Origin of the sequence: Mesorhizobium sp. M1307 (assembly GCF_040318155.1) — a bacterium.
In the GTDB taxonomy this organism is placed as follows: Bacteria; Pseudomonadota; Alphaproteobacteria; order Rhizobiales; family Rhizobiaceae; genus Mesorhizobium.
In genome coordinates, this window is the sequence record NZ_JAMYLR010000059.1 from 1 (window position 1) to 26,124 (window position 26,124).

A 26,124-nucleotide genomic window follows, 5' to 3' on the forward strand; every position below is an offset into this window, starting at 1 on the left:
CGGACGGCTCCCTTGTTTGAGATCTCAACGAACTCATTCTGGCACATCCGATGCCGTCGGGCGCCGTCCACCCCATCATGCCGTTACCTCTGCCGAAGGGCACGGCGGATCAGGATTAGTGTGAGCTACCACCGATCGGGATAGCCCCGTTACCCAGAACGGGATGATGAGCGGTCGGTTCTGCGCCGCCGGCGCACTGCATCACTATCACGGCATGGATCCTGGGGTCTGCGCCGCGTCGCTTCGCTCCTTGCTCCGCCCCAGGATGACGAGGAGCGGGGTCGCTCACTCTGCTGCTTCCTCGATCTTCTCCATGTCGTCGTCCGACAGGCCGAAATGGTGGCCGATCTCGTGGATCAGCACGTGGGTGACGATGTCGCCCAGCGTTTCCTCGTTCTCGGCCCAATAGTCGAGGATGGCGCGGCGGTAGAGCGTGACGCGGTTCGGCCCCTCGCCGGTCTGCGGATTCCAGCGCTCGGCGATGCCGCGTCCCTCGAACAGGCCGAGCAGGTCGAACGGCGTTTCCAGCGACAGGTCGTCCATGATCTCGTCGGTCGGGAATTCGGCGATCTGGATGACGATCTCGCCGGTCAGCTTGCGAAACTCCTCCGGCAGATGGGCATAGGCCTCCAGCGCCAGGAGCTCGATTTCCTCCATCGTTGGCGAAAGCTGGTCGTGCCAGATGCGTGTTTGGTAGATGCGAGCCATGCGTTATCCCTTTGATCCCGGCATATAGGCTTTCGGGTCGGACTCGGCAAATGACGCCGCAGATTCAAGGGCGCAATCTGTCATCCGCTCTGGTCTAGGGATGGCCTTTGCGGGATGATGGACGTCGCCATACCCGAAGCCGAACCTCCATCGTTCTGTCAGAGTCGAGTGTTCAAATGCCATTCAGCAACCAATTCGTCAGAAGCGCTGCAATTTGTGGAGGGTTTGGCGCACTGCTTCTTTTGGTGCTGGTGGTCTTGACCAGTTATCTCGGCAGGAATTCCGAGTTGGTCAGCCTGCTTCGGATGCTTGTCGGCGCCATCATAGGCGTCATGATCGTCTGGCTGGTTTTAGGGATGGCCCGGAAGCGGCCGGGTCGATAACTCACGGGAAGTTCCTGTTTCGTGAACGGCCCGCTAAAATCGGGCAGGAATAAATTCCCCATGACTCCGCTTGACTCTTCATCCTCCCTCTGGAATCTATAAGAACATAACAGGAACAATTGTGAGTGGAAGCTGACCGTCATGGCGACAAGCGCCGTGGCGCGGGAGACTGTTTTTGTCCTGCGCCGCCAGATCGCGAAGATCGAAGGGACCTTGCCCGAGCGCCTGGAGGCGCCGGCCAGTTCGTCGTTTGACGCGGATGTCCCTCGTCAGAGTCTGACACCCTCTCGGCATCCGACACCCGCTCGGAATCTGACCATTGTCCGGCGCGGCCTTGCCGTGGCGCCGCCCGATGCGTTTTTGCGCACCGGCGCCGAGCGCCTCGATGCTGCGCTGAGCGGCGGCCTGCCGAAGGCGGCGGTGAGCGAGTTTCATGGCGCCGCGACCCGCGATGCCGGGGCCGTTGCCGGTTTTGCCTTGTCGCTCGTCAGCCTGATCCTAAGCCAGGGGCCGCGATTGCCGGTGCTGTGGATCGGCACATCAGAGGTTTTCCGCGAGGCCGGCTTTCCCTATGCCAGGGGGCTTCACGCCTTCTTCGGCATCGAGCCGGAGCAATTGCTGTTTTCCGAGGCGCCAAGGCTGCTCGATGCGCTGTGGATCGCCGAGGAGGCTGCCCGGATGACGGCGCTGGCCGCCGTCATCCTCGAAATCCGCGGCAGCCCGCAGCGGCTTGACCTCACCGCGACGCGGCGGCTGCACGCCCGCGCGCAGAGTGCGGGCCGGCCGCTGTTCCTGCTGCGCCAGGCCGGCGAGCCCGAACCGACGGCAGCGCCCGTCCGCCTCATCCTGTCGGCGGCACCGGCGGCAACGCGTAAGACGCTTGCCGGGCCGCTCGCCGGCTCGATCGGCCGACCCGCCTTCACCGTCGCCATCGGCAAGAGCCGCACGGCCTTGCCCGGAAAATTCACACTGGAGTGGAACCCCGATGAACGCATATTCGAAGAAAGACGGGGCGAGCAAGGAAGGTCTCAGGAATGGACCCCAGAACGGCCAAAGAATCCTATCCCTGTGGTTTCCGCATCTCGCCGCCGAGAGGATCCTGCGGCAGCGTCTGGGGCGGTCCTGGCGTTCCCGGCCGTCGGATCACCTGCCGCTGGTGATCAGTCACCGCGACCGGAATGCCCAGCGCATCGCCGCCCTCGACGAGCGGGCCGAGGCGCTTAATCTGAAGCGCGGCATGGGCATAGCCGACGCACGCGCCATGCATCCCTCGATCGACATCGTGGAGGCCGATCCGGAGGCCGACCGGCGCCTGCTCGAAGGCCTCGCCGACTGGTGCGACCGCTATACCCCGCTGGTGGCGCTTGACGGGACCGACGGCCTCTATCTCGACGTCACCGGCTGCACCCATCTTTTCGGCGGCGAACGCTCGATGCTGGACGATATCCTGTCGCGTTTTTTCCATCAGGGCTTCGATGTCCGCGCCGGGCTTGCCGCCACGCCTGGTGCTGCCTGGGCGGCGGCGCGGTTTGCTGGCGACCGCATCGTGCCCGATGGTGAGGAGGAAGCGCTTCTCGCGCCCTTGCCGCTGGCGGCGCTGCGCATCGACCCGGAGGTACGCGCCAGCCTCGAAAGCGTCGGCCTGCGCACGGCGGGCGCCGTCATGGCGGCACCGCGCGCGCCGCTGGCCCGCCGCTTCGGCGCATCGCTGCTCTTGCGCCTCGACCAGGCGCTTGGCCGCCTCGAGGAGGCCGTGTCGCCGCGCCTGCCGGTGGCACCGCTTTCGGTCGAGCGTCACCTTGCCGAGCCGATCATGCTGACCGAGGACATCGAGCGGCTGACCGGCATGCTGGCGACCACCTTGAAGAGCGACCTCGAGCGTCGCGGCGAGGGCGCAAGGCGGCTGGCGCTGCTGCTTTTCCGCGTCGATGGCGGCGTCAGCCGCATCGCCGTCGGCACCTCGCGGCCTCTGCGCGAGCCGCGGCTGATCCAGAAATTGTTCCATGAAAGGCTTGCCGCGCTCGAACAGGATATCGACGCCGGCTATGGCTTCGATCTCGTGCGCCTTTCGGTGCTGACCGCCGCCGCCTTCGACATGCAGCAGGCCGACCTTGCCGGCGAGACGAGCGACGACGGTGCCGATATCGCGCTTTTTGCCGACCGCATTCGCGCCCGGCTCGGCGAAGGCGCGGTCTTGAAGCCGGTCGCCGTCGAGAGCCATTTGCCGGAGCGCGCCGTCGCCACCCTTCCCTTCACGGAGGCGCCGCAGAGAAGCTCGCCGCCGAAGCAGCCGGACAAGGCGAAGGACGCTCCCACGACCGTCTTCCAGCCGGAACGGCCGATCCGGCTTTTCCGTTCGCCCGAGCCGATCGAGGTGCCGGCCACCGAAATGCCGGAAGGCCCGCCTTTGAACTTCCGCTGGCGGCGCGCGCTCTATCGGGTCGCGCGCGCCGAAGGGCCGGAGCGCATCGCGCCGGAATGGTGGCGAGGGGCGGCGGGACGAGAAGATGCCCCGACCCGGGATTATTTCCGCATCGAGGATGCCGACGGCCGCCGTTACTGGCTCTATCGCCAGGGGCTTTACGGCGCCTCGCAGCCCTCGCCGCGCTGGTTCATGCATGGGATCTTCGCATGAATGCGCTGACGGCCAACCCCTATGCCGAATTCGGCATCCAGTCGAACTTCTCGTTTCTGCGCGGTGCCTCGAAACCGGAGGAGCTGGTGGTCGCGGCAAAATTCCTGGGGTTTTCGGGGATCGGTCTCGCCGACCGCAACACGGTGGCGGGCGTGGTGCGCGCCTGGCAGCAGGCCAAGGTGGAGGGTGTTTCCTATCATCCCGGCTGCCGCCTGGTTTTTTGCGACGGCACGCCGGACATCCTCGCCTACCCGCAGGATCGCAAGGGTTGGGGTCATCTCTGCCGCATGCTGACGCAGGCCAATCTGCGTGACGAGAACGAAAAAGGGGCGACGCTCCTCAAACAGAGCGATCTTCTCGAATGGGGCGATCTCCTGTCGCTCGCCATACTGCCAGATGTGTCGGCGGACGCGGAAACCAGCCTCGCACTCCTTAGCCGGCTCAGGGATCGTTTCGGTGAAAACCTGCGGCTTGCGGTTTCGCCGGATTACCGCGGCAACGACCGCTTCCGTATCGAGCAGGCGGCGGCGATGGCGGATCTGGCCGGCATCCCGTTGATGGCGACCAACGATGTTCTCTACCATACGTCGGAACGGCGCCCGCTGCAGGACGTGCTGACGGCGATCCGCCTCAATGTGCCCGTCGCCGAGGTGGGGCTGGAGCTGGCGGCCAATGCCGAGCGTCACTTAAAGCCGCCGCTGGAGATGGCACGGCTTTTCCGCAGGCATCCGCAAGCGCTGGCGGAAACGCTGCGTTTTGCCGGCGAGCTGACCTTCTCGCTCAGTGACCTGCAATACAACTATCCCGACGAGCCGACGGAATCGGGTCTTGGGCCGCAGGCCGAACTGGAAAGGCTGGCCAAGGAGGGAGCCGCCATCCGCTACCCCTCGGGCGTGCCCGCTTTTGTGACGCAGCGCATCGAGGAGGAGCTCGCTCTGATCGAGCGTCTGAACTACGCGCGCTATTTCCTGACTGTCCACGACATCGTCAAATTCGCCCGCAGCCAGAACATTCTCTGCCAGGGGCGCGGCTCTGCCGCCAACTCGATCGTCTGCTTCTGCATTGGCATCACCGAAGTCGGCCCGGACAAGATCGAAACGCTTTTCGAGCGCTTCATTTCCGAGGAAAGAAACGAGCCGCCCGACATCGACGTCGATTTCGAGCATGAAAAGCGCGAGGAGGTCATCCAGTACATCTATTCCAAATACAGCACCAAGCGCACCGCGCTGGCCGCCGCCGTCGTCAGCTACCGGGGCCGCTCGGCGATGCGGGAAGTGGCCAAGGCGATGGGCCTGTCGGACGACGTTCGGGGCGCGCTGTCCAGTTCGATCTGGGGCTGGTCGACCTCGGAGCTCGGCGAAAAGGAGACAAAGGCCGGCGGCCTCGATCGGACCGATCCATCGACAAGGCATGTGATCGAATGCGCCAACGAGATCATGGGCTTTCCCCGTCATTTGTCGCAGCATGTCGGCGGTTTTGTCATCACCCGGGACCGGCTCGACGAGATCGTGCCCATCGTCAAGACGGCGATGGACGAGCGCAAGATGGTCGAGTGGGACAAGGACGATCTCGACGCGGTGAAAATCCTTAAAGTGGACGTGCTGGCGCTCGGCATGCTGACCTGCCTGCAGCGCGCCTTCACCCTGCTCCAGGATCATTATCCGCAGGCGCGGGACGCGTACGGCCTGCCCTATGTGCTGGCCACTCTGCCTGCCGAGGACAGGCATGTCTACGACATGATCTGCCGTGCCGACACGATCGGCGTCTTCCAGATCGAATCGCGCGCGCAAATGTCGATGCTGCCGCGGCTGCGGCCGAAAAGCTTTTACGACCTCGTCATCGAGGTGGCGATCGTGCGGCCCGGCCCGATCCAAGGCGACATGGTCCACCCTTATCTGCGCCGCCGGCAAGGCAAGGAAAAACCCGAATATCCCAAGCCGGAACTGGAAAAAATACTCGGCAGGACGCTGGGCGTGCCGCTGTTCCAGGAGCAGGCGATGAAGATCGCCATCGTTGCTGGCGGCTTCAGGCCGGGCGAGGCCGATGAACTGCGCCGCGCCATGGCGACATTCAAGCGCACCGGCACGATCGGCAATTACCGCAAGAGAATGGTCGACGGCATGGTCGCCAAGGGCTACGAAAAAGACTTCGCCGAGCGCTGCTTCAAGCAGATCGAGGGTTTTGGCGAATACGGCTTTCCCGAGAGCCACGCCGCCTCCTTCGCCCTGCTGGTCTATGCCTCCTGCTGGTTCAAGACCTTCTATCCCGACCTGTTCTGCGCCGCGATCCTGAATTCCCAGCCGATGGGGTTTTACCAGCCGGCCCAGCTTGTCCGCGACGCGCATGACCACGGCGTCGAGATCCGCGAGGTCGACGTCAATTTTTCCGGCTGGGATTGCGCCTTGGAGAAATCGCCTTTCGATCCGGATCGTATCCTTGACCGCCATGCCCAGATGCGCGGCGTCATCCGGACCAGCCATGCCGTCCGGCTCGGCTTTCGCCAGGTCAAGGGCCTGTCGAAGGAGCGCATGGAAGCGTTTGTGTCGAGGCGCGGCGCCGGCTATGCATCCGTACGCGACGTCTGGCTGCGCTCGGGCCTCAACGTCGACGAGATCGAAAAACTGGCGCAGGCCGACGCTTTCCGGTCGCTTGGATTGAACCGTCGCGACGCTCTATGGGCGGTCCGCGCGCTCGACGGCAAGAGTGCCGCCGAAAAGCTGCCGCTGTTCGACCAGCCGGCGATCCGCTTTCGCGACCTCGAGCCCCAAACCACGCTCCCGACAATGCCGCTCGGCGAGCACGTCGTCCACGACTACCGCTCGCTTGGCCTGTCGCTGAAGGCGCACCCGGTCGCCTTCCTGCGTCAAAGGCTGGATCGTTCCGGCGTCACGCCCAATGCGCGCCTCGGTCAGGTTCGGGACGGCCGGCGTGTCTCGGTCGCCGGCCTCGTGCTGGTGCGGCAGCGGCCGGGCAATGGCAAGGCGATCTTCCTGACGCTGGAAGACGAGAATGCGGTTGCCAATATCATTTTCTGGGAAAGGACCTTCGACCGCTTCCGCCCCATCGTCATGGGCGCGCGCCTCATCCGCGTCACCGGGAAATTGCAGTCGGAATCGGACGTCATCCATATCGTCGCCGAGAAGGTCGAGGATCTGACGCCGTGGCTGTCGGTGCTGCTTGAGCAGGCAAGGCCTGCGGACAGACTGTCGAGCAGTGCAGACGAGGCTCAGCCTGGCAGCATCGCGCAAACGGAACTATTGGGAAAGGCAGAGAAGGTCATGCCCAAAGGGCGCAATTTTCAATAGAGGCGCGAAAGATCGCGACGGAGCGGCTCTGAACCGCAGCACTCAGGGCGTTCCACCCAGGCGCGGCGGCGGTGGCATGGCATCATCTATGGTGATGACACGCGCTTCCGATGGCAGCATGATCGGAATGCCGTCCCGCACCGGATAGGCAAGCTTTGCTACCCGCGAGATAAGCTCGCCGCGCTCCGGATCCCAGGCAAGCGGCCCCTTGGTCAGCGGGCAGGCCAAGAGTTCCAGCAGCTTGGGGTCGACAGTCCTGTTCCCGTCACGTCCATCCGCCATTCGATCCATCCTTTTCACAAGGCAATCGGTTAAGGTTCCGAGCGCGGACTTCCCCTTCTCCCCTTGTGGGAGAAGGCAAGAACCTACTGCAAACTCGACCCGAAATCCTCATTGTCGCGCGCCAGCGCCATTTCGGTGATGGCGATCAGGGTCTCGGCGCGTGTCTTCAGATCGGCCGCTTCGAGCAGCGCCTGTTTCTCGGCCGGCCCGTAGGGCGCCATCATCGACAGTGCGTTGACCAGCATGGCGTTTTCGGCGCGGCTGACGCTTTCCCAGTCGGCCTCCAGATCGTTAGCCTGCAGATAGGCGCGAAACGCTTTGAGCAGCGCCGGCCGGTCGATCTCGGCGTCTGCCTGCTCCTCGTCGAGATCGGCGAGAAAGGGTGCCAACCGGCACTGCCGGAACGGTGTTTTGACCGTGAGCTCCTGGACAATACGGAACCGGCACACGCCCTGCAGCGAAATCAGGTAACGGCCGTCGCCGCTCTCGGACAGCGCAATGATGCGCCCGGCGCAGCCGACATTGCAGAGCGCCGGCTCGCCGTTGGGACGCAGCGCACCGTCAAGGCTGGGCTGGATCATGCCGATCAGCCGCGGCCCGGCGATCGCCTCGTCGACCATCTGCAGATAGCGCGGCTCGAAGATGTTGAGCGGCATGCGGCCTCCCGGCAGCAGCAATGCGCCCTCAAGCGGAAAGATCGGCATGGTCGACGGTAAGTCCGCAGCGAGCCGGTAATGCGCGTTTCCCGCCTGCACCTCAATCCTCCGATCGCTTTGTCAGGAAGCGCACCAAATCCGTCTCCTCCCGGCCGGCACAAGGCGCAACACCGGAAACCTGAAATCGAACGCCGTCCGAAAACCTAATCTGGCGCAGCCGCGGCCCACCGCAAGCCCGCGCGACAAAACAGTCTGCGCCGGCTCAGGAAAACAGCAGCGACGACAGTTTGCGCCGTGCCGACAGCGTTGCTTCGTCGGTTATGCCCCATGCCTCGAAGAGCTGCAGCAACTGGGTTCTGGCGCCGTCGTCGTTCCACGAGCGGTCGGCCTTGATGATCGCCAGCAGATTGTCGGCCGCCGCCATGCGATCACCCTTGGCGTTCTGGATCATGGCAAGCTCGAACCGTGCCTGGTGATCCCCGGGATTTTCGGCCAGCCGCCGTTCCAGTTCCGCCGGATTGCCGAGCACTGCTGCTTGCGCGGCGAGCGCCATCTTGGCCCGCAGCGCGGCGAGCTGGGGCGCATCCTTCTTTGCTTCCGGCGCCCGCGCCAGCACCGCCTCGGCACCTTCGGCATCGCCGGCCTCGAACAGCAGATCGCCCAAGCCAGCGATCGCCTCGATCGTCTCCGGCGCCTGTTCCAGGATGGCATCGTAAATGTCGGCCGCCGTCTGCACGTCCCCGGCGTCGCGCGCTTCGGCGGCCGCGGCCAGCGCCTCGGCAACTTGCGGCGCACCGCCGTTCTTGCCGCCGACCTTCTGGATGAATTGCGTGATCTGGCTCTCGGGAATGGCGCCCATGAAGCCGTCGACCGGCTGGCCGTCCTTGAAGGCAATGACCGCCGGTATCGACTGGATGCCAAGCTGGCCGGCGATCGATGGATGGTCGTCGATATTCATCTTGACCAGCTTGACCTTGCCACCGGCGGCTTTCACCGCCTTCTCCAGCAGCGGCGTCAATTGCTTGCAAGGGCCGCACCACGGCGCCCAGAAATCGACCAGCACCGGCTGGTGACGCGATTCCTGGATCACGTCGGCGGCAAATCCAGCGGTCGTTGTGTCCTTGATGACGTCGGCCGGCGCCTCCGCAAGCGCGACCTTCTCACGCGCGGCATCGGTGCCGCCATATTGCACGGTGGTGGCATACCGGCCGCCATTGCTGCCAAATGGGCCGCCAAAGGGGTTGCTATCACTCATCTCGTCGCCTTTCGGTCGCGCCGCCGGCCAAGGGACGGGCGCAACATCCTTCTTTAGAACCCGGTTTCAGTCACCCATGTGGCGATCATGCCGAGACTTTCAAGATAACAGCATCATGTCCGGTTGCCTCGACGAATTTGACCAGGTCCGCGGCAGCGATGGAAGTCGTCGCTTCGTTGGTCAGCGGGTGGGCATTGACCACCGCATGGCTCATCAGCTCCTCGTCCAAAACGACCTTGACCCTTCGCTCGGTGTCGTTGATCAGCCCGAACACCGTGACCGCGCCCGGGACGACGCCGAGAAGCTCCATCAGCATCTCCGGCCGGCCGAAAGACACGCGCCCCGCAGCGCCGATCAGATGGTGGATCTGCTTGAGATCGACCACCGCCTCCTCGTCGACGCTGACCAGGAAGAAATTGTCCTTCTTGTCCTTGAGGAACAGGTTCTTGGTGTGGCCGCCGGCAATCTCGCCGCGCAGCGCCTGCGAATCGGCGACCGTGAACAGCGGCGGATGCCGCCGCGTCGATACCTCGATCCCGAGTCCGGCAAGAAAGGCGAAAAGTTCGGCTTCGGTCTTCGGCATCGGTCTTTCTTCTGATGGCCCGCTTTCAACGGCTTGTTCGGCTAACGCCGTTTACGGCCAATGATGCGGCCAAGACAAGCCCGTCGCGCAACGCGGGGGTGATTGCCTTGCGACGTCCCGAGGAGCGCTTCTCCGCATTGCCGGCGAAGCAAAAAGCCTGCGAATTCCCTGTTGCAATCGCCGCGCTCTTCAGCCATATAGGCGCGGCTTGCGGCCCAAAAGCCGCGCGAGCGGGTGTAGCTCAGGGGTAGAGCACAACCTTGCCAAGGTTGGGGTCGAGCGTTCGAATCGCTTCACCCGCTCCAGTTTCCTTGAGGGGAATCAAGCGATTAAGAGGCGCCTTTCGGGGCGCCTTTTGCTTACGTGGCGAAAAGAGTGTCCCTGCCATGGCGATGCGCGGAAAGCCGCGCTGTGACCAGCAGGTGTCGCAGCTTTTCTATTCCGTTGTGCTAGCTTTTTTTCTGCGCCGAATAGTGTGCGACTGCGCGACGGCCATTTTCAACTCGGGCGTGATCTCCAACGGTGCATTCTCTGCCCCATGTTGGTTCTGTAGCCCCTGGACCTGGACGGTCGGAAATGGGAGTTCGATGCCCTGCTCCTTGAAGACCTGGCGGAGGCGTACATAGAATTTGCGTTTCATACCGAAGGCGCCTCCCGGCTTGGTTGTGGCCTTGACCCTCAATACGATGCCGTATTCGCCGAACTCCTGTACGCCCTGCATCTTGATCGGGTCGAGCACCCAGTGTTTGAACTCGGGATCTTCCGCCAGTTCGAGGCCGATCCGCTTGATCAGCTTGCGAGCGAAGTCGATATCGGTGTCATAACCAACGGTGATGTTGAATTTGTCGATAACCCAGTCACGGCTCTGGTTCTGGACTGCCCCGAGTTCACCGAAAGGTATCGTGAACAGCGGACCACGATGGTGGCGCAGCTTCACCGAGCGCAGCGAAAAGCTTTCCACAGTACCCTTGTAATTGCCCGATGAAATGTATTCGCCAACACGGAACGCATCATCGAGCAGAAAAAACACGCCTGAAATGACGTCCTTGACAATGGTTTGTGCCCCAAAGCCCACGGCGACGCCGACGACGCCAGCGCCGGCGATCAATGGGCCGATCTGGATACCCAGCGAGGCGAGCATCATAAGCACCGCCATCACGATGATCGATGCGAGCAGAATATTCTGGAGGATCGGCAAGAGCGTGTGCAGCCGTGCCTGCTGCGGATCGAGGATCGGGACGTCCTCGTCGCTGATCACAGGGTGCGGTGTTTCTATGCCCAGCTTTCGTTCGATCAAAGCTTTGATGATCGACCAGCCGAAGTCGGCGGCGAGGGCAATGACCACGACATTGATCAAGCCGCGCAATATGAACGTCGTCGTCGTATCGCTGTCCCGCATGGATTGCATGTCCAGACCCCAGACACGTGCGAGAAGGTAAGCCGCCGCCAGGATGAAAATCATTCGGATTCCGCGATCGATGACAGCGATCGTCACCGCCGGGATCGTGGGCCGGCCGACATCTTCCGAACCTGGCCGCAGAACGAAATTAACCCCGCGCTGCGTCACCACGATTGCCAAAGGCAGGAAGAATGCGGCGAAGGTGAACCAGAAGTATGTATAAAGGCCAGCGATACGCTGCAGGAACAGGACGACGAAATAAGCAGTCAATAGCCATGTCGCTTCCGTGTGACCGATGTGGCGCGCACCGTCTCGCTGCGTTCTTGGCCGACGCCAAATGGCGAGCAGCAGGAGCAACAGCAGCACGAAATCGGCGCCCAGTGACAGGACCATCATTCCGTCCTGATCGATGCCGAGACCTGGCAAGAGGATAAACGCGGCGCCGAAGAAGGCGAAGACGCCGACGATCCGGGGTAGCCAGTAGGACCAATGGTCAGCCGCTTCGTTGGTGATCGGCAAAGCACGAACCTCGACGGCGTTCTCGACGTTCATGAAGGAAGGGACGAGCATGGCCATGACGTACATGCGCACACCCCATGTAACGACTGCCGCCATCAGAAATGTCAGTACAATCTCGCGGATAAGCATCGGCCAGTCGAACAACATGAACGCGCCGGCGCTGCCCAGTGCGAAAGAGACTATCAGCATGCTGGAATAAAGCAGGCGGCCACCAATCTTCTTGGCTCGCCCAACAGGCGTATCCTTCAGTTGCGCGATAATCCAAAGACGAAATGGACGGGTGAGCTTGAATGTTGCCCAAGTGAGTGCCAGGCCGGCAGCTATGAACATTGCAATCAGCACAAATACGCCGGCAGGCCCCTTGCTGGACATATCCTCCATCGTCTCTGCCCGAACGCGCGCGAACTGGCCTGGCAGCAAGGGCAAAGTTCGCACGATTCTTTCGATATGATGCCTGATCCCATCGAGCGTCGAGGATGCCATCGTATTCATCTGGCCTGGTGCGGCCACGGCGCCGGACGATGCGTCGGTCGGCGAAGCCCCTCTCTCGGCGGGCGCTCCCGTTGATCCGGCGTCCTGATTTCGCTGTTCGGCCACCCAGGCCTTCACTGACGGATCGTCGAGAAGCTCGAGCAGCTGTTTGACCCTTTCAGGCGGGACGGTCGCGGGCGCCTGCGCCTGCGCCTGACCAGCCAACAAAAGGGCGATCCCAAAGACGAGCGGCCTGGCAATCAGGGCAAACATCGCAGTCAGGTCTCCGAGACGCCGTGCCGGGCGCGCCAGGTTCCTGGCGCCCAATCGTCGAGTCATGAGTGGCATCGTGCTGTTAACCTTCCGGTCGGATCGGCGAGTAACGACATCTATGTCCGTTGTTGCCCTACCTTGAAGAAACCGATGTTGCGGTGCAAGACGTCATCGTTCCGAGCCAGACCGTTGCGCCGGGTACTTGGCGGTGTTTATTTAGCCGCGGGGGCAGGACATTCCGACCTCGGCCCAGGCCTCCGGCCGTTCTATGAACTGGGCATCGACGTTAAATCTCAGGAACTGATTTCCTGAGTTGACCAGGACAGACCTTTGGCGGTCGCTCGGTGGTCAACTGCTTCGCGCACCGCTGCGGACATTCGAAACCATGATGTTGCTTGAGATGCAATGCGCTTCCGGGTCGGCACTGCCATGCGGCAAATCAGGCCGGGAGCCGCCACATTCGCACACGACCTGTACCACGCAATTCCGTTTCCGCGAGTGGGTCGCAAGCAAAATTTGGTCCAAGCAGTTGATGAGTTGCATCCGAAATACGGATTTCATCGGGCTCCGCGGACGTTTGGATACGTGCGGCAAGATTAACGGTGTCGCCCCATAGGTCATAGGCAAACCGCCTTTTGCCTATGACGCCCGCCACGATTGGTCCTGAGTGAATTCCAATTCTGAGTCTTATCGGTTCTCCTGCGAAGCGTTCGCGCTTAACCGCCTTCCGCAGTTCAAGTGCATAGTGCGCAAGGGCTTCCGCATGATCGGATCGCGCGGCGGGCAGGCCAGCGACCACCATCACACAATCGCCGATTGTCTTGATCTTTTCGCAGCCGTATCGCTCCGAGAGCAGATCCGCCGCCTTGAAGAAGTAATTTAGAATAGCGAGCGTCGTCACGGCTCCGACGCTCCGCGCTCTTTCCGTAAAACCGACGATGTCGGCAAAAAGCACACTCACCTCCGCGTGGTTGTCTGCAATTTGTTCGTGCGCTTTTAGCCGCTCCGCGATCGACGCCGGAAGAATGTTGAGGAGTAGGGCTTCGGCGCGCTGGTATTCACGCGACAATCCCTCTTGGCTCGCCCTCAACGCCTCGTTTGTCGATTGTAATTTCTCGTTGAGTTGACGCTCCCTCTCTTGCAGGAGCGTCATTTCATAAGCCTTCTGTTGAAGCCGCTGCCTATTGTCGCGTTCGGCAGCGGCGTCAAGAAAGAGCAGCCACACGCAGGCATTGTCAGCAAAAAGATGGAGGTCCGCGACACGCCCGCTGGGCAGTTCGACCATGGCCATATCATATGGAAGCTCCGGGCAGGGCAACAAACCTTCCATGAATTCAAGCTGCTCGGCAACAGGCTTACCTATGCGAACTGACGAGAGTCCGTAATGTTTAACGTTACCGCCCTTCGCAGCTATGCAAAGCTGGGCGTCGATTTTCAGATATGCGACCGAGCGCTCGCTGTAGAAGAAATCGTAAATCCAGCTTCTAACTTCTCTTGGCAAGACATGCATGGTTTATTTGCTGACCATCGAAGCAAGTTGACGAAACGCATCATCAACATGTTCACCCGAAAGCGCACTTGTTAGATAGATTTGCCATCCAAGTTGCCTCAGTTCGTCAATTTCACTATCCGATATTGCCCACCGATCGGCCAGATCGGATTTGTTGAACAGCAATACAAACGGCATAGCGCCGAATTCAGCCTCGGCCCGCTCGCGCAACGTGAGCGCCACGGCAAGAGTAGCAGCGCGTGTTCCATCGACGACAAGCACGAGCCCACTCGCACCTCGCACATAGCTGACGCGGAATGAGCCGATATCGTCTTCGCCGGCCAAATCCCACAAAATCAGATCCACGGTTTTGTCCGGGAATGCGACACTCTTCTTGTCGATTTTCACTCCCACCGTGGTCAAGTAGGTTTCTGAAAAGATGCTTTGCACAAACCTGCGAACCAGACTGGTCTTTCCGACAGCGAACCCGCCCAACATGCAGATCTTCTTTTGCAATATCCTGGGCTCCGCCTAGTGGAAGTTTACCGTAACCGAAACTCTGCGGTTGGCGGAGTTCCCGGTTCGGCTATTTTCAATCTCCGCTGGCTCAAAGGTGCCCGCGCCGCGAACCAAGAGCAACTCCGGATCGACGCCGCGCTTCTTGAGAAGCGCACGAACTGTTTCCGCGCGCGCGGCGCTGATCGACAACTTGGCCGTTTCACGGCCCGTCTCGTCCGAATGGCCGGTCAACATGAACTGTGCTGTTACGCCTGCCTTGCGGGCGTCCTTGGCCAATTCCTTCAACTGATTCGCCAATTTGTCGAGAACCGGCAGTTGCTCTGGTCCCGGTACAGCCTTGCCAGAATCGAACAAAATGTCGACCGCTTGAATAGCCTCCCTCAAATGAGTGAGTTGCGGAGGGGTCAACTCACGCAGCTCGGAGATTTCTAGAGAGAGTCCGTCCGCCGACAGCTGTTGGGCGGCGACCCGCGCCCGATCTATCCAGGCGGCAGGAGCTTCACCCTGGGCAACGATGCGATCCTTGATGATCGAAAGCCGTACTGAATCCGGCGGAGTCAGCGACGCCATCAGCCGCTTCACCACGAACTTCGGATCAAGGCTTTGATAGAATTGCCACTGTGAATGAACGCGAGCAGGATCGACCCCTGTTCCGGACAGCAGAGCCTTCGGGTCGGCGGCCTGCGGGTCTCTCAGGCCGGAAATATAGAAATGTCCGCCCCTCGCCGTTTGTTGGCCGATGATGATTCCCGCTTGGGCCTCCAGTCGCGACACATAAGTCTGCCAGTGCTCCGCCGCGCGTGCTTCGGGGCTCACATCACGAACCTTGGAGATGTCGAATTCCGGTCCGCCTGCCGAAAGCTGTCGGGCCGCTGCGCGTGCGCGATCTATCCAGGTGTCGGGAGCCTCACCCTCGGCAACGATGCGATCATTGACGATCGAAAGTCGTACTGAATCCGGCGGAACCAGCGACACCATCAGCCGCTTCAGGACGAACTTCGGATCAAGGCTCTGATAGAATTGCCACTGCGAATGAACGCGGGCGGGATCTACCTCCGTTCCGGACAGCAGAGCCTGCGGGTCGGCGGCAAGCGGGTCTCTCAGGCCGGAAATATAGAAATGTCCGCCCCTCACCGTTTGTTGGGCGACGATGATTCCCGCTTGGGCCTCCAGTCGCGACACATAGGCCTGCCAGCGCTCCGCCGCGCGTGCTTCGGGGCTCACGTCACGAACCTTGGAGATATCGAATTCCGGTCCGCCTGCCGAAAGTTGTTGGGCCGCTGCGCGCGCCCGATCTATCCAGGTGTCGGGAGCCTCCCCCTCGGCAACGATGCGATCATTGACGATCGAAAGTCGTACTGAATCCGGCGGAACCAGCGACGCCGTTAGCCGCTTCAACACGAACTCCGGATCAAGACTCTGATAGAATTGCCACTGCGAATGAACGCGAGCAGGATCGACCTGCGTTCCGGCCAACAGAGCCTGCGGGTCGGCGGCAAGCGGGTCTCTCAGGCCGGCAATATAGAATTGGCCATCGCGCACCTTTTGTTCGGCAACGATGATGCCCGGCTGGGTCCCCAGTCGCGACACATAGGCCTGCCAGCGCTGCCCGGATTGCCAGGAAAGAAAGAACCAACCGCCTGCCGGAATCAAAACCAGCAGGATTGCAGCGACTACCAGCCACGGAAATCCCTGGTTTGATTCCTCCTGCTTCAGTTCAACGCAGGTCTGCAACTGCGTCTCTACGCCGGCCAACTGCGAACTGTCGCCGTCAAACTGCTCTAGAGCCTGTGAGCATTCATCATGGATGCCAAGCAATACATCGCGAATTATTTCATGTAATTCCTCCGGCGGATTTCCCCGGATCACCGCAACCAAGGTCGCAAACGGTCCAACTTCCGACCAGAGACGAAGCTCTCCGAAACGAATAGTGTCCAGGCCACTCTGTTCTTTCTCGTTAAATGAGTCTTTTACAAAATCTTGAATTGCACTAAGCATAGACGAAATGAGTTGAGGATCTTCGCTAGTTGCATTATCGGCAGTTACATGCGCTATCAAAAGCCCGGAATTGCGATTGATGAGAAACACATGTTCCACACGATAGACAAGAGAATGCTTAAGAACAACTTCTGAGAAGCTTGCACCTGTTCTCCAAGCTTCAAATCTCCACTTGAGCCCATGCCAGGTAAATATATGTCTTAAAGTTTCATTCAGCGATTGAAAGGTCTGGTCGATCTTTTCGCCGATCGACTTGCGAATAGCCGGCAGAAACACCGGGTACAATATATCCGTCAGCGTACGCGGGCTCTTCTGGATGGACCGTTGCACGGCCCTCTCGACAGCTGGCGCAAGGGCCTCTCCGAGTTGCGCATGAGGCGCACGTGCGGCTGCACTGGGGAGAACGCTCCCCACTGCAGCCGCAAGCTGCTCGGGTTCGTCGAGCAGGTGCGTAACTCGTGAAAGCTCCGAAATTTCGCGGCCGACCAGCAACTGGCGCAGCGTTTCCATGCGAGGGTCGGCGGTTGGGATTCCGTCGAGACGCGCACGATAGTCCGGATCAACGTTCCGGGCAATTTCGATCAAAAGGCGAGCCAGAGCCTCGCGATCAATCTCTGTATCGTTCGAAGCTGCTCTTTGAGGGAGGCTGATTGGGTCGACAGTCGACGTCAAGTTCCGATCAACTCACTTTCCAGGTACGCTCCGCGTTGTTCTTGCTGCCGACGGGATCCTGATTTAGACATTTTGCAACCTCGACAAACAGGCCAGCCAAAAGATTTCGGTCGGTCTTGACATTGCCAAGATCGGAAAACATTTTCTCCATCAGCATCTGAATGCTTTCATTCTTTTGCTTGATTTCCTCACGCAGCAAATGATCGTTTCGATTTATCCGGTCCGCAACTTCCCGCTCAAGCTCGCTCAACTGATCCGACAACGCGCGCACCTGCTTTTCGAGCGCCTGATTTTGCTCGCGAAGATTCCGGTCAATCTCCTTATCGGCGTCGGCTCGCGCGTCTTTTTCGTTCCGCAATTGCGCCGCAAGCGAGTCGACCTGCTTCTTTGCATTTGACTCGTACATTTCAAGATTGCGCTTGGCCTCGGATTCGACATCCTTGAAGCGCTGCAAGACCCGTTCTTCAAGCTTGGAAAAGCGGCGGTCATAGTCCTGCATCTGGTTGCCGAACAGCAGATCACGTATCTTGTCGACACCTACAGCGTCGCCGGGGGCCCCGCTCTCGCGAGCCTGGCCCGCCATGAAGGTCAGCCCGCTTCCGTCTGCATTACTTATCAGATTTGCGTCCGCTTTATTTGCTGAAGAAGCGGTATTCGAAGATTCCTTGGCCATCTTTATGCCCCCTTCTTTGAACAATTGCCACAGTGCACCACTCAGAAACCAGCAAGCATGCCAGCAAAATTCCCGGCTCGCAAGCCGGAATCTTCTTGGCTTAAGCCAATTCGTGCCTCCCTTTTACATCTCTTGGACTAGCAGCAAATGCACGAGTTCCGATTGATGTCGCTCTCGCATCTCTTTGTGATAGCAGCCACAACCGGCTAATCTAATCGATCATTGGACGCAATCTACTATCGAAATGAGTAATACAATGTCAGGCTATAGCTACTGGAGCGCAATTAAGTAGCGCAGACTCATTAGAAGTGTCTAAAGTAGCTGGTCTGGCGGTGCACGTACCGTCTCGCACCCGACTGTATACTGCGACGATCAGCTTCCGATGCGGGCCCAACGGTAGAAGGAAGGTCTTCTTTCGCACGGAGAATGGCTGTTCGAGAATGCACCTCGGAATCGAGGCGTTTCGGTCGATAGGAGGGGAGCGACAGTCCCAATAACTGCAGTCATTCACACCAAAGCTTCAGTGGGCGGCATTTGTTGCGCCCCCAATTGCAAAAGACGTCAGGTTGCCATAGCTATTGCACTCATACGGTGCCCGGGACCGCCGCCTGTGGTCATGGCGCCGACCCAGGGGATCGACATGAGTATGCGGCATGCTTGGCTTTGACGTGCATCTGCGACAGCTGGCGCCCAAGCTCGGCGGCACGGATGCGAATGCTGCGCCAGGCTTCCAACTTCGGTAGCACGACAGGAGCAAGCTCGCTCTGCAGCCAAATGGCGGCGTCGCGGCGGCTCGGAAGAGTTCGCAGGAGACTGTTTGGACGCAGCGTCCCTGAGGACCGTTTCCTTTGGCAGGAAATCGCCGGCTATGTTTCGGGACTCTTGTTCTACCTTCGAACCAACGCGCGGGTTACACGGCGTGGCGTATAATCCCATGGTTTCAATCGTGGTTCCTGCGCACAACGCGGAGGTAACGCTGGCGCGCGCACTCGATTGCCTTCTCGATCAGGAAATAGTGGATTGGGAGGCGATCATCGTCGACGACGCCTCCACGGACCGCACCCCCGCGATCATCGCCGGTTATGTGGAGCACGATGCCCGGTTTCGGACGTTGAGCTCTTGCGCGTATAGCGCCGCTGGCGCGCGCAATAGCGGGATGTCGACAGCGCGCGGCCACTGGCTCATGTTTCTGGATGCGGACGATTGGGTGGATGCCAGCTTCCTTGAAAAAATGCTGGCCGCACTTGAAGCCGCGCCCGATGCGGTCGCCGCCTATTGCGGTTCCCGGCGCGTGATGCCCGATGGCGAACTCACTCAGTCGAGCATCGCGACGGAGGTTGCGATCCAGCCCTTCGAAACATTCGCGCGCCGGTGCGCGATCCGCACTCACGCGCTGCTCGTCGACCGGAAGACAATTGCCGAGTTGGGCGGCTTCGATGTGTCGCTGCGTACCTGCGAGGACTGGGATCTGTGGCAGCGCCTCGCACGTCTAGGCAAAAATTGGGTGATGGTCGACGAGCCGCTCGCTTTCTATCGGGTCAGCCCCAACTCGCTCAGCCGCAATTCGGCGCAGATGCTGGCAGATGCGGAAATCGTGATCGCCCGCGGCTTTTCCGCCGATCCCAGGGTCAAACACCCGGCATCGGCTCACGCCAATGGAGCGATCGAGGCGAACGGCCGCACCGCTTCAGAAGCACTCGCGTGGTTCGCGTTGTGGAACGCCGCATCGGATTGCGGCTGCGGCTCGCGCTCGATCAACCCGCAGTCCCTGCGCGCGCTCCCGGCAGGACGTAAGTGGGCGCGTGAGATCGCCAAGGTGGCCGTCGATGGCCTTATGGTAGGAAGCCTGTCGGTGCCAGCGCAATTGGCTGCCAGGTGGGACAGGTTCGGCGGCTCCCTCACCGAGTTGATCATCGAACTCGGCAAGGTCTGGAATAATCCCGACGCGGCTCGCCGCGTGCAGTATCACTTTGAGCAAATGCTGCTCGATGTCGACGATCTTGCCGCGCCGCGCAGGCTGGCGCGGACACTTGGAATTCGTGTCGACGCGCGAAATCCGGCCTCGATCGAAGTGCCGGAAGGAATCGATCAAATCTATGCCCATCTGATGATGGATGGCCAGATCGAGGCTCTCGTGCAGTTCGGCGTACTCGGGAGAGTGACAAGGCGTCATTGGATTGAATTGATCCTGAATTTCGTGCCCCCTGAGCGGCCGATGCACAGTGCCGCGCGACTTGCGAGGCGATCGCCTGTAGATGCACCGCAAAAGGGCGCCGGTGCCGACAAGTCAAACATGTTTGCAGCCGAGGCATTGTTGTCCATGGCGGGACGCCGGTCTGATCGGGACAGCCATTTCGGCAAACTCGCGGGATTGGCCGCGGAAGCGCAGGCGCTGGTTCGGTCGAGCGCCGAAACTAAAGAGCCTTTTACAGCGCCGCGCCGTGCACGGGCCGCGGATGGGCGCGACAATGATCGCACATCTTTCTGGAATCGCCATTTCGCGACCGAGGATCCCTGGAACTACGGTTCGCCCTATGAGCAGGAAAAATATGAGCGGCAGCTCGAAATTCTGCCTGCCGGTCCCATCGGACGGGCGCTTGAGCTGGCCTGCGCGGAGGGCCACTTCACGCGGCAGCTGGCGCCGCGCGTGGGCCATTTGACCGCAACTGACATCTCCGCCGTAGCCGTCGGACGGGCGCGCGCGCGATGCAGCGATCAGCCGAATGTTGAGTTCGGCGTACTGGATTTCTCTGCGGACACGCTGCCGGGCGAAATGGATCTGATCGTGTGTTCGGAAGTGCTCTACTACCTGGATGATCTCGCCGATGTGCGGCGCATCGCCAAAAAACTCATTGAAGCGTTGGCGCCTGGCGGCAGTTTCATCAGCGCACACGCATTCGTGCTACGAGACAATGTTGGAAGGACGGGCTTCGACTGGAACACATTCGGTGCACAAGCGATCTCAGAGACGCTGGCAGCGACCGACGGCCTCGTCCTCGAGCAATCGATCCAGACCGAGCTCTACCGCATAGACCGCTTCCGCCGCTTGTCACCAGGCGACGTGGCGACGGAACCGATGGTAGATCATGTGCCAATCCGCGCATCCGTTGAAATCGGGGTCGCGCGAAATATCGTCTGGGGCGGGGCGCGGGCCTTGCGCCGCGACGTGGCACGTAGCGAGCGGCGGCAGCGTATCCCCGTCCTCATGTATCACAGCGTCGCCGATGAAGGTCCGGCCGCGCTCGCCCGTTTTCGGCTCGCGCCCGCCGCATTCGCCAGCCAAATGGCATGGCTGCGCGCCAATGGCTTTCACGCGATTAGGTCCGAGCAGCTGGAATGGTTCATCGTCAACCGTCAGCCTTTCGTTGGCCGCCCAGTGCTCATCACGTTCGATGACGGCTTCCAGAACTTTGCCGACCATGCCTGGCCGGCCTTGCGCACGAACGACCTGACCGCGGAAGTGTTCCTGGTGACGGACCTGGTGGGCGAAAGTGCACAATGGGACGCCTACAGCGGCCCGCCGACGCAGCTTATGGACGCCGGGACGGTGCGACGCCTCGCCGGCCAAGGTGCGTTCTTCGGAAGCCATCTGGCGACGCATCGCGCGATCGATGGTCTGTCGAGCTCTGACTTGGCCGCCGAGCTCCTACGCTCTCGTATGTTCATCGAACGATGGACCGGTCGGCCAACCACGGCGTTCGCGGCACCCTTCTCTGTCACCGACCGACGGCTTGGCAGGCTAGCCAAGGAGTGCGGCTATCGAATCGGCTTCGGCGGCAGACACGGGCCGGCGGACCTCGATTGCGATCCCATCGACCTTCCGCGCATCGAGATTCGCGGAGATCACTCGCTCGATGACTTTGTTGGCAAAGTCGAGGCCGTGCTCGCATGAACGGTGAACTTGTCAGTATCTAGATTTGTCACAAATTGGTTCCGCTTTTTATTCCGTGTCCCGCCCGCTTACCTCGTTCGCAAGTCTATTGGGCGACTTGGGATACGGCTGACATCAGCTCCTGCGGGCTTGGCGCCCCAAACATGTATCGCCCACCCTCTGGAACCTCCGTGAAGCTCCAGCGGACGATCCCCTGCCGGTCCAGCAGGAACTGACCGACCAATTGTCCGTGTCCTGTTGCTAGCATCTGCTCGTCGGCTTCGGTCAGCTCGTAATGGTCCCTCTTGTTGAGGATTTCGCTGGCCGCAAGAGGATCCATAGGACCGGGCAACTCGCCTGGTATGTCGACCCGCATATCCTTTGCCGCTGCCATCGAGACCTTGTACGGCCAGTTCGTCTCGTTTTGGGTGAATTCGAGATTGGGCAGTCCAAAAGCACGATGTGAAGCGCGTTCAGGATCGGAGGCCGCAAGCAGATTCGGCATCGGATGGTAGCGGAAATAGAGACGCGCCCGTTCGATCGGCGTGTTGACCACCGTCAGGCTCTCCACGCCCTTTTCGCGCAGCTCCGGATCAAGCCGCGCCTGGGCGGCGATATGGCGTCGGCAAAACGCGCAATGCAGACCTCGAAACAGGCCGACCAGCACCGGTTTTTGGCCGCGAAAATCGTCAAGCGCGATCTTGCCTTCCTGGGTAATGGCGTCGAGTACCACGTTTGGCGCACGGTCGCCCGGTTGAAGCGGCACCAAGTCACTACGCGCGGACATTTCCAACCTCCAACCCCGGCTAGTCGAGAAAAGGCAGCACCACAAGCGCTTCCGGGTCGAGCCCGTGCTGGGCGCATATACCCTGCGCCAGGGAAAAGTAGCGTTCGGCCTCGGCCAGATTGTCGAGGTCGAGATTAAGCGTTGCGAGACCATCATAACACGGAAACAGCAGTTGGGGTTCGCCCGTTTCGCGAGCTACGTCCAGTGCTTCGTGGAACAACCCAACCGCCAGGTCCGGACGGCCGTTGCACTGGTGGATCTGCCCAAGCACGATCAACGGCACCGGCAGGTGCTCGCGCTGGTCGAGCGCCCGGTCGAGCTCGATGGCCTTCTCGGCAGCAGGCACGCCCTCCGTTGGACAGCGATCCGTGAAAGTACAACAAGCGACCGCCAGATTGGCGAGGAGGCGCGCCTGGAAACCCAAATCACCAATACGGCGCGCCACTTCAAGACCGCGTCGACAGACCTCCATCGCCTTTGCGGGATCGATGGTCGTGTAGAGCACGCCGAGATTGGTGTAGCCGCGGCAGGCCGCGCCCAGCAGACCGGCGGCTTCGGCCAATTCAATGCTACGCTCAACCTGACGCACGGCCTCACGGTTTCGCCCAAGGCGAGCCAGCGCGACAGCCTTGGTATTGAGTGCCTCGGCGGTCACAAGAGTGGCATCACACCTTACCTCGGAGACATGCTCCGTTGTCAGTGTGCCTACGCAATCCAGCGCCGCGTCTGCCCATTTTGCCGCGAGAGCGTGATCTCCGCTACGGAACGCCTGTCGGCCACGTTCTTGCCACAGATGCGCCTGCTCGATCGGGGCATCCGCTCCATCGAGGAGCGCTGCCGCCTCAGCATAGCGGGGTTCTGCCTTGTCCCGCTTGCCGACATCCCAGAGTAGCCGACCGATCTTACGCAAAACTCGCGCCGAGGCGACGCGATTGGCCGACTCGCGGTATGCCTGCAACACCGTCTCGTAGTGGTGGTGCGCGATCTCGCGGCGGCCTGCCGGGCCGCTCAAATCGGCAATGCGCTCTGCAATTGCCAGTTTGAGCGGTGTTTGCCCGATCGCGCCCAACGCAGTCAGTGCTCGCTCGTAGAAACGAAGGGCGTCGTCATTGGCATATATCATGCGAGCGCGATCGCCTGCCGCCTGCAGGTAATGCGCGCCCTTCTCCCGCTCGGCGCTCTGTGCGAAATGATGACCGAGCACGGTCAAATCCTCGAGCCGTTCCGGCTCGTCGCCGCACAGTTGCTCCAAGGCAGCACCGATCCGCCCGTGGATTTCGGTCCGGCGTTGCAGGAGCAGATTCTGGTAGATCACGTCCTGCAGCAATGTTTGCGTAAATCGGTAGCTTTGAGACGAGACCGAGCCTGATCCGGCAACTTCCTCGATGATTTCCGCATCGCAAAGCAGTTCGCAGCCGGCTTCGAGCCGGCCGGGGTCGGCTGTCACGGTTTTCAGAAGTGTGGCATCGAAGCGCGGGCCGATTACCGCGGCCTCCTGGGCCAACCGGCGCACCTCTTGGGGCAGCCGGTCGACGCGGGCAAGCAACATTGCCTGGATAGTGGCGGGGATGCCGGTTGCGACTTCGCCTGCCACAGTCCGCCATCGCTGGCCGTCTCGCATCAGTACACCGCGATCGATAAGGCCGCGAACGATTTCCTCTACAAAAAGGGGGTTGCCGCCCGCGCGCTCGAGGATCTGGTCGAGAAGCCCTCCCGCGGAGCTTACCCAGCTCTCGCCGAAAAGCGCTGCCAGCAGGCTGCGTCCGTCATCATTGTTGAGTGGCGGAAGCCTGAGCGCTGTGTGACTGACCCGACTTGAGTCGAGCTGGTCGTTGTCCGGCGCCGGACGATGCGTGACCAGCAACATCAACCGCGTGCGTTCCAACCTGTCCATCACGAAACGTAGTGCCTCGAGCGACACGGCGTCGGCCCAGTGCAGGTCTTCGACGACAATCAATAACGGCGACAACGCAAGCCGCCGTTCGATGATTGTGCGGACTGCGTAGAGAATTTGCCGCCGCAGCTGCTCGGGCTCGACATGCTGCAAGGTGGCATCGGGGTCGCCAAGGCCAAGCACATGGTAGAGCAAAGGCATCAGCCGCTTCGCCTCCTCGCCCTGCAGGCCGAGATCGGCAAGCAAGCCTGCGAGCTTCCCCCGCATTTCGTCCCCATTGTCGTTTTGCATCATCCCGGCAGCGCTGCGCACCACTGCGCCCAAGGCGCCAAAAGATTGTTCACCCAGCGGTGAGCACGTGGCCTGCCGCACGGCGACGTTGCGAAAACGCTCCTCGTCGCCGACGCGGGCGACGAACTCCTTCACCAGCCGCGATTTCCCGATGCCGGCTTCTCCGACGAGGCGGACAAGTTGGGCCGAGCCGCCGCACGCCTGATCAAGGCTCGCCATCATTCTATTGAGCTCCGCACCACGACCTATTAGCGGCGCACTGAGGCCGAGCGCCTCGAGCCCGCGCGCTGCACGCGGCACCGCTAGCGGTGCGTCCAGTCGATGAACGAGCACGCTGCCAGCCTTGCCGCGAAACACGACATCACCCAGCGACTCGTAAGAAAAGGCATGCCGGGTCAGCCTGTGAGTGAGCTCGCCTACCAGCACCTCACCCGGTGCGGCCAGCGATTGCAGGCGTTGCGCCGTATTCACTGTGTCGCCGGTCACGGAATAGGATCTGGCGGTGCCGATGCCCAATCCGCCAGTAACGACCGGACCAGTGTTTATGCCGATGTGGAGTAACAGAGGCGAGCCGGAGTGGGGGGTGCTTTCGCCGAGCCGCGCCGTCCGGGCGATCATGTCGAGAGCGGCGCGAAGCGCACGTTCCGGATCGTCCTCATGCGCGACCGGCGCACCGAACAAAGCGAGCAGTGCATCGCCGATGAATTTGTCGACGAAACCACCAAAGTTTCGTACGGCCGCCGTCAATTCCTTGAATAGTTTGTTCTGCAGCGCTTGCATGACCTCGGGGTCGAGCTGCTCGCTGAGTGTCGTAAAGCCGCAAAGGTCGGCGAACAGGACCGTTACCGTCCGGCGATCGGCGTCAGAGACGGGATGCAGCCCTTCTTCGCTTTCCATGTTCGAAAGCAGCGACGGAGTTCGAGAAGGCGGCACAATGGTCCGGCTTGGTGCCGGAGCAGGCCGTTCGACGGCTTTTGCGGGCGCACCGACGCTTGCCCCACATTTCGGACAGAACTCGAAATCAGGTGCGCAGGTGTAGCCGCAACTGGCGCATGGCACGGGCTGGCGCCTGCCACACCTCGGACAGAAGGCGTAACCGCCCTCAATCTCGAAACCGCAGCCCGAGCAGTCCATCGAACAAGACCTCACTAGTGGCCGTGACGGCGTGATCTCGCCCGCACGTCACGGCCAGGCTATTCACAAGGATGCACCGATAGTCGTCGACGGGCAAGCGGCAGCGAGCGATCCGTGTGGGTCCGGTGGCAGAGCGCTGCCCATTCGGGCGGCTGCGTGGCCGTCGTCTGCGAAAGTTCCCTCTTACCCTCCGTCTTCCTGCTATCATGAAGATGAGGAGGCCGTTGACCTCTTGATGCAACGGAGTTGTGTGCGTCAAGTTCTGCAAAATGGCGTGGCATTGCGGTGACGTCGGCGTGTCCGCCGCGCAGCCCCCGTGTTTAGCGG

The 26,124-nt window shown here is 61.1% G+C and carries 17 protein-coding genes, 1 tRNA gene and 1 pseudogene; 6 read left to right on the forward strand and 13 right to left on the reverse strand.

Annotated elements, in window-relative coordinates:
* Positions 1–285: 285 nt before the first annotated feature.
* The gene (locus tag NKH16_RS32135) at positions 286–708 is read right to left on the reverse strand and encodes a metallopeptidase family protein (RefSeq protein ID WP_352748938.1); all 423 of its coding nucleotides are present in this window, start codon (positions 706–708) and stop codon (positions 286–288) included.
* Between the two features lie 176 nt (positions 709–884).
* Between NKH16_RS32135 and NKH16_RS32140 the strand changes: the two genes are divergently transcribed.
* The 4 genes from NKH16_RS32140 to NKH16_RS32155 all read left to right on the forward strand — a co-directional run bounded on the left by NKH16_RS32140 (position 885) and on the right by NKH16_RS32155 (position 7,031).
* Positions 885–1,091: a hypothetical protein gene (locus NKH16_RS32140; RefSeq protein ID WP_352903505.1), complete on the forward strand. Its 207-nt coding sequence runs from the start codon at positions 885–887 to the stop codon at positions 1,089–1,091.
* A 141-nt stretch (positions 1,092–1,232) separates the two neighbouring features.
* On the forward strand, positions 1,233–2,315 hold the full coding sequence (locus NKH16_RS32145; protein WP_352748941.1) for an ImuA family protein: 1,083 nt from the start codon (positions 1,233–1,235) through the stop codon (positions 2,313–2,315).
* The gene (locus NKH16_RS32150; RefSeq protein ID WP_352748944.1) at positions 2,248–3,726 is read left to right on the forward strand and encodes a DUF6504 family protein; all 1,479 of its coding nucleotides are present in this window, start codon (positions 2,248–2,250) and stop codon (positions 3,724–3,726) included. Before NKH16_RS32145 ends, NKH16_RS32150 begins: the two co-directional genes overlap by 68 nt.
* Positions 3,723–7,031 carry an error-prone DNA polymerase gene (locus tag NKH16_RS32155; RefSeq protein ID WP_352748947.1) on the forward strand — a complete coding sequence of 1,103 codons (3,309 nt, stop codon included), beginning with the start codon at positions 3,723–3,725 and terminating at the stop codon, positions 7,029–7,031. Before NKH16_RS32150 ends, NKH16_RS32155 begins: the two co-directional genes overlap by 4 nt.
* Before the next feature lie 42 nt (positions 7,032–7,073).
* Here NKH16_RS32155 and NKH16_RS32160 read toward each other — a convergent pair whose 3' ends face one another.
* The 4 genes from NKH16_RS32160 to NKH16_RS32175 all read right to left on the reverse strand — a co-directional run bounded on the left by NKH16_RS32160 (position 7,074) and on the right by NKH16_RS32175 (position 9,807).
* Complete coding sequence (locus NKH16_RS32160; protein ID WP_023675986.1) at positions 7,074–7,313, reverse strand: Trm112 family protein; 240 nt, start codon at positions 7,311–7,313, stop codon at positions 7,074–7,076.
* 83 nt (positions 7,314–7,396) lie between these two features.
* Complete coding sequence (locus NKH16_RS32165; RefSeq protein WP_352748949.1) at positions 7,397–8,068, reverse strand: LON peptidase substrate-binding domain-containing protein; 672 nt, start codon at positions 8,066–8,068, stop codon at positions 7,397–7,399.
* A 163-nt stretch (positions 8,069–8,231) separates the two neighbouring features.
* Positions 8,232–9,224, reverse strand: coding sequence for a thioredoxin (trxA, locus tag NKH16_RS32170; protein ID WP_352450239.1), 993 nt, complete (start codon positions 9,222–9,224; stop codon positions 8,232–8,234).
* A gap of 85 nt (positions 9,225–9,309) precedes the next feature.
* Positions 9,310–9,807 (reverse strand): prolyl-tRNA synthetase associated domain-containing protein, encoded by a 498-nt coding sequence (locus tag NKH16_RS32175; RefSeq protein WP_352458336.1) that lies wholly within the window; start codon positions 9,805–9,807, stop codon positions 9,310–9,312.
* A gap of 230 nt (positions 9,808–10,037) precedes the next feature.
* On the opposite strand from NKH16_RS32175, the gene NKH16_RS32180 reads away from it, so the two are divergent.
* A tRNA-Gly gene (locus tag NKH16_RS32180) sits at positions 10,038–10,112 on the forward strand.
* Positions 10,113–10,243: 131 nt separating this feature from the next.
* Here NKH16_RS32180 and NKH16_RS32185 read toward each other — a convergent pair.
* The 6 genes and pseudogenes from NKH16_RS32185 to NKH16_RS32210 all read right to left on the reverse strand — a co-directional run.
* Positions 10,244–12,469 carry a mechanosensitive ion channel family protein gene (locus tag NKH16_RS32185; protein ID WP_352458337.1) on the reverse strand — a complete coding sequence of 742 codons (2,226 nt, stop codon included), beginning with the start codon at positions 12,467–12,469 and terminating at the stop codon, positions 10,244–10,246.
* Between the two features lie 439 nt (positions 12,470–12,908).
* Positions 12,909–13,979, reverse strand: a complete 1,071-nt coding sequence (locus NKH16_RS32190; protein WP_352458338.1) for an adenylate/guanylate cyclase domain-containing protein — start codon at positions 13,977–13,979, stop codon at positions 12,909–12,911.
* A gap of 3 nt (positions 13,980–13,982) precedes the next feature.
* Positions 13,983–14,474 carry a Rab family GTPase gene (locus NKH16_RS32195; protein WP_254818889.1) on the reverse strand — a complete coding sequence of 164 codons (492 nt, stop codon included), beginning with the start codon at positions 14,472–14,474 and terminating at the stop codon, positions 13,983–13,985.
* Positions 14,475–14,489: 15 nt separating this feature from the next.
* A complete protein-coding gene (locus NKH16_RS32200) occupies positions 14,490–17,060 on the reverse strand; it encodes an OmpA family protein (protein WP_352748952.1) in 2,571 nt (856 codons plus the stop codon).
* A 94-nt stretch (positions 17,061–17,154) separates the two neighbouring features.
* Positions 17,155–17,820, reverse strand: coding sequence for a DUF3450 domain-containing protein (locus NKH16_RS32205; protein WP_352457157.1), 666 nt, complete (start codon positions 17,818–17,820; stop codon positions 17,155–17,157).
* 612 nt (positions 17,821–18,432) lie between these two features.
* A pseudogene (locus NKH16_RS32210) lies at positions 18,433–18,578 on the reverse strand (IS110 family transposase); the annotation flags it as partial.
* 176 nt (positions 18,579–18,754) lie between these two features.
* On the opposite strand from NKH16_RS32210, the gene NKH16_RS32215 reads away from it, so the two are divergent.
* On the forward strand, positions 18,755–21,712 hold the full coding sequence (locus NKH16_RS32215; protein WP_352748954.1) for a trifunctional glycosyltransferase/class I SAM-dependent methyltransferase/polysaccharide deacetylase: 2,958 nt from the start codon (positions 18,755–18,757) through the stop codon (positions 21,710–21,712).
* An 85-nt stretch (positions 21,713–21,797) separates the two neighbouring features.
* On the opposite strand, the gene NKH16_RS32220 is transcribed toward NKH16_RS32215, so the two are convergent.
* On the reverse strand, positions 21,798–22,478 hold the full coding sequence (locus tag NKH16_RS32220) for a redoxin domain-containing protein (protein WP_023675975.1): 681 nt from the start codon (positions 22,476–22,478) through the stop codon (positions 21,798–21,800).
* Positions 22,479–22,497: 19 nt separating this feature from the next.
* Positions 22,498–25,797: an adenylate/guanylate cyclase domain-containing protein gene (locus NKH16_RS32225; RefSeq protein ID WP_352450245.1), complete on the reverse strand. Its 3,300-nt coding sequence runs from the start codon at positions 25,795–25,797 to the stop codon at positions 22,498–22,500.
* Between the last annotated feature and the right edge of the window lie 327 nt (positions 25,798–26,124).